The organism is Sporosarcina sp. ANT_H38, assembly GCF_008369195.1.
Classification (GTDB): Bacteria; Bacillota; Bacilli; order Bacillales_A; family Planococcaceae; genus Sporosarcina.
Map to the genome: position 1 here is coordinate 2,326,950 of NZ_VOBC01000001.1, position 12,341 is coordinate 2,339,290.

Consider the following 12,341-nt stretch of genomic DNA (forward strand, 5'->3'; position numbering starts at 1 on the left):
ATGCTTATACTTACTATATGACCGTCCTCTACGTTTTGAAAGGGTTCCGCCTTAGGACGTATAATTTTGATAGTAATAGCATTGTAGAGAACATCCACCAGGAAAGCAAGAGAAACAAAAAAAGCCAATAGGTGTACGGCATTTTACAATGTCAACCCCTATCAGCTTCATACTATTTTTCGACTAGTTAACCATGCGCCGCGCTTCAAGCAACTGATAGGCTCTTACTTTTCTCGGTAAGAATCGACGGATTTCATCTTCATTGTATCCAACCTGTAGTCTCTTCTCATCAAGAATTATCGGTCTTCTTAAAAGACCTGGATGTTCTTGAATTAATTCATATAAGCGCTGTAACGGAAGGCTTTCCACATCAACGTTTAACTTTTGGAATATTTTCGAACGCGTTGAAATAATTTCGTCTGTTCCATCTTCAGTCATACGTAGAATTTCTTTTATTTCATCAATATTCAATGGTTCCGAAAAAATGTTACGTTCAGTATACGGAATCTCGTGTTCCTCTAACCATGCTTTCGCTTTTCTGCATGATGTACAGCTAGGTGAAGTAAATAATGTGACCATCATATGCTGACACTTCCTTTCAGTCGGCTCGAATGTTTTGATTTATATTTTTTCATTTAGATTAGAATTAGTTTAAACTGTCTACTTCTAATCCCTATTATACACATATTTATTACCGATTAATACACTTTCAAAAAAATATTCAATATTCCATGCACTATTGTCACACTTCAGCAACATAAGCGACTTTAACAAGTATGGCATGTTCTTTATACTGTTATACCCGATGAGGAAAAATTTAAACATCTGCTTCTTCTAATAGAAATTTTTCTCATTTAGGAAGTAACTAATTGAAAATAAATTAGTGTCTACATAGTATAGTACGTCTTAATCTGGGTAAAGGTTTCATATTATTTTTAAAAAAATCCAGAAACTTATTATTTTCCGGATTTTTCAAAATTATGAATCGTAATTAATACCGAGGGAATACCAATTGCTAGCATTTCAATAGTAGATATTTAATTATGCAAAAGGACCGGTTCTCTTGTAGAAAACCGGTCCCGTTACATCTATTTAAGATTACTTTGCAAATGTATCATACTCGCGCTGTGAACAAAGGACAAAATGTCCTGGTGTCACTTCGCGCATGATTACTTCTTCACTCTCCAGATACTTATGTGCTTTTGGATCGTAACCTTTACGCACACGGCTCCGCTCATAGGCTGGATCTGGCAACGGAATTGCAGATAGCAGCGATTGTGTATAAGGATGTAAAGGCGCCGTATAGATCGTTTCAGCTGGTCCTATTTCGACAAGCTTACCGAAATGCATAACACCGATCCGATCCGAGATATACTTCACCATCGACAAGTCATGCGCTATGAATAGATACGTCAAGCCTCTTTCTTCTTGAAGCTCTTTCAATAAGTTAACGACTTGCGCTTGAATAGAAACGTCCAATGCTGATATCGGCTCATCTGCTATGATAAATTCTGGCTCAACTGCAAGCGCACGTGCAATTCCAAGACGCTGGCGCTGACCGCCAGAAAATTCATGCGGGTAACGGTTAGCGTGCTCTCGATTCAATCCTACCGTCTCAAGAAGTTCGTGGACACGTGCTGTCCGTTCTTTCGAGTCCTTCACGAGACCGTGGATATCGAGGCCCTCAGCAATGATATCTAGCACTTTCATCCGCGGATTCAATGATGCATATGGATCTTGGAAAATCATCTGCATTTTCCGATTAAATGCTTTCAGTTCTTTTTTCGATTTTTTCGCATGAACATCAATGCCATCATAAATAACTTCTCCACCTGTTGCGTCGTAAAGACGGATGATTGTACGTCCTGTCGTTGATTTACCACAGCCTGATTCACCAACAATGCCGAGCGTCTCGCCTTTGTAGATATCGAATGTAATATCGTCAACAGCGCGTACTTCATTCTTTTTACCAACATTGAAATACTGCTTCAAGTTTTTGATTTCGAGTAATTTTTCTGCCATTATCGAACACCTCCCGGATTACTTACATAATACCGGCTGCCAGGGAACCTCTTCATACGTTCTATGACCGCTGCCGGAGGATCGACTTGTGGCGCATCCGGATGGAGCAGCCACGTCGCCGCGTAATGTGTATCACTCACTTTAAATAGAGGTGGAACTTGCTCCATATCAATCTTCATCGCATATTCACTACGGAGCGCAAAAGCGTCCCCTTTTGGAGGATCTAACAAATCCGGAGGCGTTCCTGGAATTGCATATAGTTTCTCATCGACTGTATCTAGCGAAGGCATTGAACTAAGAAGCCCCCAAGTATATGGATGCTGTGGGTTATAGAAGATTTCATCTACTGTCCCTACTTCGACAATCCGACCACCATACATAACCGCTACACGGTCTGCTACGTTTGCTACGACTCCTAAATCATGTGTTATGAAAATGATAGCCGTATCAATCTTTTTTTGCAGATCTTTCATTAACTCCAAAATTTGTGCCTGAATCGTAACATCCAAGGCCGTCGTTGGCTCATCCGCAATTAGAAGCTTTGGATTACATGCCAGTGCAACAGCAATGACGATACGTTGGCGTTGTCCACCGGAAAACTGGTGAGGATATTGCTTCATACGCATTTCCGGCTGTGGCATCCCGACCAGCGCCAACAACTCAATAGACTTTTTCCAAGCTTCCGATTTGCTTAGCTTTTGATGTTTAAGCAAAGGTTCCATAATCTGGTTGCCAATCGTCATTGTCGGATTAAGTGAAGTCATTGGGTCTTGAAAAATCATCGAAATGTCTTTCCCTCTTACTTTTTGCATTTCTTTTTCAGAAATCTTCAGAAGGTCTTTTCCACCGAATAAAATCTCACCATTTTTGTACTCGGTACTAGATTTCGGAAGGAGTCTCATAATCGATTTCGTCGTTACCGATTTACCTGAACCAGACTCACCAACAATAGCCAGTGTCTCCCCTTTAAACACTTCAAAATTAACGCCTTGAATTGCTTTCACTTCTCCTGCAAATGTATGGAAGGAAAGCTCGAGGTTTTTCACTTCAACAATTTTCTCCATTTCGCTTTCCTCCTTTAATCTTTCATTTTTGGATCAAGTGCATCACGTAATCCATCGCCAATTAAGTTGAACGCAATCATAAGTAAACTTATAATCGCTGCCGGGAAAAATAAAATATGCGGCTGATATTCAAGGAATTTATAACCATCATTAATGAGCGTTCCAAGAGACGCTTTTGGTGCTTGTAGACCCATTCCGACAAAGCTTAAAAATGCCTCAAAGAAAATGGCCGTGGGAATTGTAAACATCATGTTTATGACAATAACTGCCATAATATTAGGGAGTAGGTGTTTGCTGATAATTCGTGAATCACTTGCTCCTAAGGTTTTCGCCGCCAAGACGAATTCCTGATGTTTATATTTAAGAACCTGTCCCCGCACAATACGGGACATGCCAATCCATCCGGTTATCGTTATCGCTACGATAATGGACAATATGCCTGGCTCCATGATCATAATCATCAAAATTACGATTACCAGTGTTGGAATCCCAATCAGAACTTCGACAACCCGTTGCATGATATCATCGGTGCGCCCTCCATAATAACCGGAAATACCACCGTAGATGACTCCAATTACGACATCAATAACAGCAGCAATGAAAGCGATTAATAGGGAAATTTGCGTTCCCTTCCATAGACGTGAAAACATATCGCGTCCAAGGCTATCCGTTCCAAACCAATAGTTAACTTCTACTTTTTTTAATTCATAAAGATTAACTGTTTTAGATCCCAGTTTGCCTTCACCATCGAAAATACCTAATTTTTCAAGTCCAGGGATTTTTGGCGGCAAGCTCGCATGTGAAACTTTTACATCCTCTGGATCATGTTCGACCATGTAAGGGCCTGCAAACGCCATAAATACAATGAATAATAAGATGAACATACTAACGATAGCCGCTTTATTTTTCCGGATACGTAGCCATGCATCTTGCCAAAAACTTAAACTCGGTTTCGAAATCCTTTCGGCATGTGAACTATCGATTGTAATTCGCTCAAACGAATCCTTAGGTTTTTTAGTCATGTTAGTAGTCATTAGTTGGAACCTCCAGACAGGCGGATACGAGGATCAATGACCCCATAAAGAATATCAACGATTAATATAATCACAATGAGGAAGACTGAGAAAAACATCGTCGTACCCATGATGATGGCGTAGTCGTTCGTGTTGATGGATGTTACGAACTGCGCGCCGATGCCCGGGATCGCAAAAATTTGCTCAACGACAAGTGATCCAGTCAATAGCCCCGCCGCAACTGGCCCAAGTACAGTGATTAATGGTATAAGTGCATTACGGAATGCGTGTTTGAAAGCGATTTCAAACCCGTTAGCACCTTTCGCTTTTGCCAATAATATATAATCTGAACTTAATACTTCTATCATTTCCGTTCGGATGAACCTTGCCGCTATGGCAATCGGACCCATTGCTAGTGCGATTGAAGGCAAGATACTAGACTTCCAACCTTCCCACAGACCGACTGGTAGCACTTCAAGCCATACAGCGAAGACGTATTGCAGTAATACAGCAAACACAAACGATGGTATCGAGATACCAAGAATTGCGATAATGGTACTTCCATAATCCCAAACTGTGTTTTGCTTCAAGGCGGCAATCATTCCAAGAATAATGCCGATTAAAGTCCCAAATACAAGTGCCTGAGCCCCTAAAATCATTGAGTATTCCAATTTATTAAAAATAAGAGATGCGACATCTGCACCTTTATATTGGAACGATACACCAAAGTCCCCTTTTGCAAGGTTCCCCATATAACGAACATACTGCACAGGAATCGGATCGTTCAATCCATACTTCTCATAAACGACTTCCCTTTCTTCTATGGATAATTTTGCTGCGGAAGCTAACGGGGAACCTGGAAGCATTTTCATTAGAATAAATGTAAACGACGCAATTAAGAATAGTGATAGGAACATATAGATTATACGTTTTGTGATGTACTTTGCCATTTTCGCACCTCCTGAAATTCATAAATAAGTATAATAATAAAAAACAACAATTTTCGACAAGATAATACAATGAATTTTTAGTTATCTTTGCTTCATTGAAAAAGAGAGTACATGGTCAATAACACCATATACTCTCTTTTCTATTAGATTTTAAGCTTTCAAATTACAATTCTTATTTTTCTGCAGCTTCCATATACGTCCATTTATAGCTATAGTCGCCACCGAATGGATGTGTAACAAGACCTTTTACTGCTGGATTCATAAGAGCCATTCTTCCGCGTTGATAGTTTGGTGCGATAGCTGCGTCATCTTCAAGTAGCAATTTCTCAGCTTCAGCAAACACTTCGAAGCGTTTGATTGGATCTTGTGCATATGTTGTTTTTGTAGATTCAATAAGTTTGTCATATTCAGGGTTAGAATAATTCATTTTGTTTTGAGGGCTTCCAGTTACGAACAATTCCATGAACGAGATTGGATCCTGGAAGTCAGCGCCCCATCCTGCTGATTGAATGTCATAATTACTAGCATCATCAAGTTCAAGACGGACTGCGAAAGGAACTTCTTTCAGGTTGATAGTTAAACCTGGTAGGTTTCTTTCAAGTTCTGATTTGAACCATTCTTGTTGTTTCTTAGCATTTTCAGTGTCTCCACCAAGAATTTCAATCGTTACTTTGTCTGTTCCAAGCGCTTCTAAACCTTTTGTCCAGAATGCTTGAGCTTCCTCAACATTGTAAGCCGAGAATTCACTGCTGTAATCACGGAAGTCTTTACCGCTTTCATCAAATGTGAATTTCTGTGGTACTAAGTAGTTTGCAGCGATAGATCCATTCGCAAGTACTGCGTCTGCAAGTTCATCTTTGTTAAACCCTTTAGAAATCGCTTTACGAATATCTGCGTTTGCAAGCGGTGTAGGTTTTCCATCACGCATTTGGTTCATTTTAAAGTAGAATACTGACATTTCAAGTTCATTGACAATATTTGGATCGTCAGCAAACTGCATTGCATACTCAGCTGATAGTACTACACGATCTTTCTTTCCTTGTTCATAAAGTTTTACTCCAGTTGCAGTTTCTAAAACAACGTCAACTACAATTTCATCAAGTTTTACAGTATCAGCATCCCAATACTTGTCGTTTTTAAGGTATTTCCAGTTTCCAGTTCCATCCCAATCAGATAAAGCGAATGGTCCGTTATAAATCATTGCTTCAGAGTTTGTTGCATATTTATCACCCTGAGAAGTTACGAATTCTTCGTTAAGTGGTAAGAATGTCCCGAAAGACATAAGTGATAGGAAATAAGTTACAGGGCGTTCAAGTTCAACGACAAGTGTTTTATCGTCTACAGCTTTAATTCCAAGGTCTGCAATTTCTGCTGTACCTTTACCTATTTCAGTTGCATTTTTAACCATACCAGCCATCAAGTACGGTCCGTAAGGTGAAGCCGTAGCTGGGTCAATTGCACGCTGCCAAGCATACACGAAGTCATTAGCAGTTACAGGTGTTCCATTAGACCAGCTTGCATCACGGATTTTGAATGTATATGTCAATCCATCTTCACTGATTTCTGGTTCACCATCTGCCATAGCAGGAACTGGAAGACTATCTTTGTCAAGACGATAAAGTCCTTCCATGATGTTGTTTAGTACGTTGAAACCAACAGCATCTTCTGAAACTGATGAATCAATAGATGGAATTTCTGCAGTTTCTATCAAATTCAAAACTTGTGGTACTTCCTTAGCTGGTTCTTCTGTAGTTCCTTTGTCCTCATCCTTATCCTTTACCGGTTCAGTAGCTGCTTCATCTTTCTCGTTTCCGCACGCTGCTAGGAACACGCTAAGTACAAGCATGATACTAATTAGCCACATAAATTTGTGGTTTTTCAAATCGATTACCTCCTCAAAATTGTCTGAAAACTGGGTACATTTATATTATACAATGATTCTCACAGTTGTACATACCTTTTTTTTATTTAGTAATGTACTATAACAGGCAAATTCATATAAACTCAGCATTGACAACGCTTACAAATATTATTTTAAGCTATTTTTTTAATTATACTACTGTTATAATATTGATTATTACTTACCAATACTTTACTATTACTTTGGAACGGGGTGAAAATATGAAGAAAATAATTAGGAATTTCATGGTTTCTCTTGTAGTAATTGTATCTATCATGCTCATCTATTTTAAGGAGCTGACATTACTCTCCTATATAAACGCATCTTTCATCGTTGGAGGTGTACTAACATTTCTTGGTCTGGTATCTTTCGTCTTTTCAACTGGGTTTTTTGATCTATTCACCGTTAGCATGAGAAAAGTAGTTTCATCTAAACGCCGAATGGATGATGTTGCGTCTATGCGCAAGCCCTCAGAAATATTTTCAGGTAATGTAAGCCCAATGCTCGGTGGTGGTGTCCTCATTCTTGCAACGATGGGAATAGGGCTCCTTATTTTTTATATTTAAAGAGCAAGTCTATTGCATTTTACCCCTGTAAGATTTATAATCATTAGAAACATTTAGAGCGAATGGCTATGACGGAAAAAAGTATTTCAGTATCAGTTTTTTAGAGAGCCTGTGGGTGGTGCAAACAGGTAGGCTGAACTGGAGGAATGGGATCCCGAGCTTGATAAGCGAACCTTTAGAAGTACTTCTAAAAAAGCTTGTCACGTCCCCCGCGTTACGGGAATCAGAGTGGCCTTCGGGCAATTCGGGTGGTACCACGGTTGATTAAACATCAGTCGTCCCTTTTTTACGGGGACGGCTGGTGTTTTTTTGCGCCTACAGGAAGTAGGTGTGCAACCTTTGCCGCAGGACGCGGCGAACTTTGGTTGCCTTTCTCAAAGGATGTAGATGTGCAACTTTTGTAACAGGACGTTGCGCCCTTAAGCCGCGTACCTTAATAGGAAGTAAGCGTGTGGCTTTTGTCAGGGTCAGCAGGATGTTGATCATGTAGTAGGGAGGGATTGAACTTCATCCCTAATTGTTGCGACAGGACGTCGCGTTCTTAGACTACCTTCCATTATAGGCGAACTTAAAACGCGTTAACAAAGTATTTTATCCATCAAACAGGAGGAGATTTAAAAGATGAAAACCATTTTTTCAGGCGTACAACCAACAGGAACAGTAACACTCGGCAACTATATAGGTGCCTTCCGTCAATTTACAGAGCTGCAAAACGAATATGAGTGTCTGTTCTGTATCGTCGACCAGCATGCTATCACAGTTCAACAGGATCCAATGGAATTGGCAAAAACAATTCGTTCCCTCGCAGCTATCTATATTGCAAGTGGCATTAATCCGGAGAAAGCAGTTTTATTCATCCAATCAGAAGTACCTGCACATGCGCAAGCAGGTTGGATGATGCAATGTATTTCGTATATTGGTGAACTTGAGAGAATGACCCAGTTCAAAGATAAATCAACTGGGAAAGATGGCGTTTCTTCTGCTCTTCTGACTTATCCACCACTTATGGCTGCCGATATTCTTCTATATAACACCGACATTGTCCCAGTCGGAGATGATCAGAAACAGCATCTTGAGTTGACGCGTGATCTAGCTGAACGCTTCAATTCAAGATTCGGTAATATATTGACGATCCCTGAAGTCCGAATTCCAAAGAACGGTGCACGCATTAAATCATTGCAAGATCCGTTAAAGAAAATGAGTAAGTCTGACCCTAATAAAAAAGGGACTATTTCTCTCCTGGACACACCAAAAGAAATCGAAAAGAAAATTAAAAGCGCAGTAACAGATTCTGAAGGCATCGTGAAATTCGATGTAGAAAACAAACCAGGCGTATCGAATTTATTAACAATAGAATCAGCATTAAGTGGTGTTTCCATTGAAGATCTTGTAACAAAGTATGACGGACTAGGATACGGCGCATTTAAAGCTGGAGTAGCAGAAGCTGTAATCAGCCATCTATCCCCAATCCAAGAGAAGTATTATGAACTCCTGGATTCGCCTGTCCTAGATGAAATTCTAGATAAAGGCGCAGTGAAAGCAAATGCGATAGCATCTATCACTCTCGGGAAGATGGAAGCCGCGATGGGACTCGGACGTAGACGGTAAGAATAATCATGATTGTAGATACGACGAATAGTGCAAAATCTGCCGTATGTATTATGAAATAGATGATTTGATGCCAGTCATAACCAAGCGATCTGTAATTAAAATAAAAAATCATATGTGAAATCGTGACAACAATAAGCCCGTAACTGATAAGAAATAGAAATATGCGTGTCATTAGCATCGTCCTTTTGTTTTCTTTGATTATATGACTGCATGGCCCCCTTTTAGACGAAGGGGGCTTTTAAATTTGTGGAGGGATTGCGAAAGTATTGAAGTGGTTGATGAAACTATGAGGAGTAATCGTAGAACTAGAATGGCAAACCCCAAAACTCCGTAGACAAAAGAACAAAAGTGCGCGCCTGTTAAGCCCCGACAAGCGCTGGAAGGCTTGAGGGTAAAGGCGCCCTTTGCCTTTATCAGCAAGACTGAAGTGACTCGAGGGGCTAGGCGCTGGAGCCTAGACGAGGAATCACTTTGTACCAATCTTATCCACAGTACAAGACTTTATAATTTCCTAAGCATCAAAAAAACGCCCCAGTAAACTGAGACGTCCTGCTAACTTATACTTATACTTTTTTGAATACGAGTGATGCGTTATGTCCGCCGAAACCGAGTGAGTTGCTCATTGCGTACGTAATGTCCACTTTGCGCGCACCTTCTGTTACGTAGTCGAGATCACATTCAGGATCTGGATTGACGAAATTCATTGTCGGTGGAAGGATTCCTTCTTGCAATGCTTTCACTGTGAAGATTGCTTCCAGTCCTCCTGCTGCGCCAAGCAAATGACCTGTCACTGATTTCGTTGAGCTCATTGCAAGTTTGTATGCATGTTCACCGAAAACTGTTTTTGCTGCCATTGTTTCGAATTGATCGTTATATGGCGTGCTCGTTCCGTGGGCATTGATATATTCGATTTCGTTTGGAGTGATGCCACTTTGCGCAATCGCTTGTTGCATCGCCCGTGCGCCGCCTTCTCCTCCTGGAGCTGGAGCTGTAATATGGTGCGCATCGCCTGTTGCACCATAGCCAACTAGTTCAGCGTAAATTTTCGCGCCGCGTGCAACTGCGTGTTCATATTCTTCAAGGATTAAGATTCCTGCTCCTTCTCCAATTACAAAGCCGTCACGTTCTTTATCAAATGGACGTGATGCAGTTGCAGGATCCGGGTTTAATGACAATGCTGTATTCGCACAGAAACCAGCAACTGACATCGTTGTAATTGGCGCTTCTGCTCCGCCTGTTATCATAACGTCAGCATCACCGCGGCGAATAACTTCAAATGCATCTCCTATTGAGTTTGTGCCTGATGCACAAGCTGTTACTGTACAAGAGTTAATGCCTTTTGCTCCGTGATAAATAGATACTTGGCCCGCTGCCATATCCGGAATCATCATTGGTACGAAAAATGGACTAACGCGACGATAACCTTTCTCTTGGAATGTCAGAAACTGTTGCTCATGTGTTTCCATACCACCGATGCCTGATCCAATCCAGACGCCCGTACGAAGAGCTAAATTTCCTTCAAGTTCAAGATTTGCATCTTTCATCGCCATAATCGATGCAGCAAGTGCATAATGCGTGAAGCGATCCATTTTACGCGCGTCTTTCCGTGAGATATATTGTTCTATATCAAAATCTTTAACTTCAGCTGCAACTTTTACAGGAAACTTATCACTATCAAGTCTTGTTAGTGGTCCGATTCCAGATTTCCCTTCCAAAACCGATTTCCATGACTCCTCCGCCGAATTCCCGACTGGAGAAACTGCCCCAATACCTGTTACTACTACACGTTTTATTCCCATATGTGACAACTTCCCTTCTATTCTATAAAGACTAACTCTACTTTTCATAGACCACTAAAAAACATGTACGGTTTTATTTTCCCCACTTAATGCATAATGCACCCCAAGTGAGACCTCCACCAAATCCAACCATGACAATAACGTCATCATCTTTCACTCTACCTTCAGCTAAATCATCGACAAGTGAAATTGGTATAGAAGCGGCAGATGTATTGCCGTATTTATGGATTGTCTTCGACATTTTTTCAACTGGTAAACCAAGTCGTTCACGAGATGATTCCATAATTCGTATATTTGCTTGATGCGGAATAAGGAAATCGACGTCTTCCTTCGTTAGACCCGCTTTTCTGATAACACTTTCTGCGGATTCGCCCATTTGACGGACTGCAAATTTGAATACTTCACGGCCATTCATAACGAGTTTTTCATCCTGATAAAGGTGTTTTCCACCGCTACCATCTGCACCGAGTTCAAATGACAGGATTCCTCGTCCTTCACTTACTTTTCCTATAATAGCTGCACCCGCCCCATCTCCGAAAAGAATAGCGGTATTGCGGTCTTCCCAATTAGTAATTTTTGATAATTTCTCAACACCAACAACGAGTACATAATCATATGTGCCCGATTCAACAAACTGCTTCGCTGTTACGACGCCATACATGAATCCTGCACAGGCCGCTGAAACGTCCATCGCCGCTGCATTGGTTGCGCCAAGCTGTTGTTGAAGCATTGTTGACACTGATGGAAATGGTCGATCAGGTGTTACTGTAGCTACAAGAATTAGTCCGATTTCTTCTGGTTTGATTCCTGCGTTGTTGATTGCTTCTACAGCAGCGTTATATGCCATATGGGACGTATCCGTTGAATCATCTGCGATGCGTCTTTCTTCGATGCCTGTCATTGTGCGAATCCATTCATCCGATGTATCCAAACGCTTTTCAAGATCGGCGTTCGTCAAAACATGTGATGGTACGTATTTACCCATGCCGATAAATCCAGCAATCATTCCGCATTCCTCCGTTATTTATCATCTATTATTAGTACCTGCTCTTAATCATAAAAGAAACGAGCCCATTTTTCAACCTGCTGACACTTTTCCGCCAAATAAAGTTCGATTTACATGGAAATTAGTTTCTCCAATCTATCCTCTGTGATATGATAAAATATGAAATAGTAAGGTAGAGGTGAATTCAATGAAATACGTAATGACATTTTTCTGGTCTTTCTGTTTAATTACAATGTTGAACTATGTTTCTGGAGCAATCGCTAACGTGAGTTTCGAAATCATGCCTGGCGTTATCGTTTCGGCTTTCGTTGCCGTAATCATCTTCATCTTGGGCGAGTCTTTCCCAGAGGGCGAAATTGCAGATCATTAATCAACAAAAAACCATCTCCCTCGCTGGAGATGGTTTTTAT

11 protein-coding genes and 1 other annotated feature are annotated in these 12,341 nt (G+C 40.7%); of the genes, 3 read left to right on the forward strand and 8 right to left on the reverse strand.

The window, feature by feature from the left end; translation table 11 throughout:
• Positions 1-183: 183 nt before the first annotated feature.
• The 6 genes from spxA to FQ087_RS11075 all read right to left on the reverse strand — a co-directional run bounded on the left by spxA (position 184) and on the right by FQ087_RS11075 (position 6,931).
• Complete coding sequence (spxA, locus tag FQ087_RS11050; RefSeq protein WP_186669618.1) at positions 184-579, reverse strand: transcriptional regulator SpxA; 396 nt, start codon at positions 577-579, stop codon at positions 184-186.
• Positions 580-1,098: 519 nt separating this feature from the next.
• The gene (locus FQ087_RS11055) at positions 1,099-2,022 is read right to left on the reverse strand and encodes an ABC transporter ATP-binding protein (RefSeq protein ID WP_149580491.1); all 924 of its coding nucleotides are present in this window, start codon (positions 2,020-2,022) and stop codon (positions 1,099-1,101) included.
• Positions 2,022-3,086 carry an ABC transporter ATP-binding protein gene (locus FQ087_RS11060; RefSeq protein ID WP_149580492.1) on the reverse strand — a complete coding sequence of 355 codons (1,065 nt, stop codon included), beginning with the start codon at positions 3,084-3,086 and terminating at the stop codon, positions 2,022-2,024. The genes FQ087_RS11055 and FQ087_RS11060 overlap by 1 nt, the downstream gene beginning before the upstream one ends.
• Before the next feature lie 14 nt (positions 3,087-3,100).
• The gene (gene opp3C, locus FQ087_RS11065) at positions 3,101-4,120 is read right to left on the reverse strand and encodes an oligopeptide ABC transporter permease (protein WP_149580493.1); all 1,020 of its coding nucleotides are present in this window, start codon (positions 4,118-4,120) and stop codon (positions 3,101-3,103) included.
• Positions 4,120-5,049: an oligopeptide ABC transporter permease gene (opp3b, locus tag FQ087_RS11070; protein WP_149580494.1), complete on the reverse strand. Its 930-nt coding sequence runs from the start codon at positions 5,047-5,049 to the stop codon at positions 4,120-4,122. Before opp3b ends, opp3C begins: the two co-directional genes overlap by 1 nt.
• A gap of 172 nt (positions 5,050-5,221) precedes the next feature.
• Positions 5,222-6,931, reverse strand: coding sequence for a peptide ABC transporter substrate-binding protein (locus FQ087_RS11075; protein WP_149580495.1), 1,710 nt, complete (start codon positions 6,929-6,931; stop codon positions 5,222-5,224).
• Between the two features lie 239 nt (positions 6,932-7,170).
• On the opposite strand from FQ087_RS11075, the gene FQ087_RS11080 reads away from it, so the two are divergent.
• Together FQ087_RS11080 and trpS are read left to right on the forward strand one after the other, a co-directional pair.
• Positions 7,171-7,515, forward strand: a complete 345-nt coding sequence (locus FQ087_RS11080; protein ID WP_149580496.1) for a DUF3899 domain-containing protein — start codon at positions 7,171-7,173, stop codon at positions 7,513-7,515.
• Between the two features lie 59 nt (positions 7,516-7,574).
• Positions 7,575-7,801: a binding site (T-box leader), on the forward strand.
• Between the two features lie 335 nt (positions 7,802-8,136).
• Positions 8,137-9,123 carry a tryptophan--tRNA ligase gene (gene trpS / locus FQ087_RS11085; RefSeq protein ID WP_149580497.1) on the forward strand — a complete coding sequence of 329 codons (987 nt, stop codon included), beginning with the start codon at positions 8,137-8,139 and terminating at the stop codon, positions 9,121-9,123.
• A 566-nt stretch (positions 9,124-9,689) separates the two neighbouring features.
• Here trpS and fabF read toward each other — a convergent pair.
• The gene (gene fabF / locus FQ087_RS11090; RefSeq protein WP_149580498.1) at positions 9,690-10,925 is read right to left on the reverse strand and encodes a beta-ketoacyl-ACP synthase II; all 1,236 of its coding nucleotides are present in this window, start codon (positions 10,923-10,925) and stop codon (positions 9,690-9,692) included.
• 73 nt (positions 10,926-10,998) lie between these two features.
• A complete protein-coding gene (locus tag FQ087_RS11095; RefSeq protein ID WP_149580499.1) occupies positions 10,999-11,931 on the reverse strand; it encodes a beta-ketoacyl-ACP synthase III in 933 nt (310 codons plus the stop codon).
• A gap of 187 nt (positions 11,932-12,118) precedes the next feature.
• On the opposite strand from FQ087_RS11095, the gene FQ087_RS11100 reads away from it, so the two are divergent.
• Positions 12,119-12,301 (forward strand): DUF2929 family protein, encoded by a 183-nt coding sequence (locus FQ087_RS11100; protein WP_149580500.1) that lies wholly within the window; start codon positions 12,119-12,121, stop codon positions 12,299-12,301.
• The last annotated feature ends 40 nt before the right edge of the window (positions 12,302-12,341 follow it).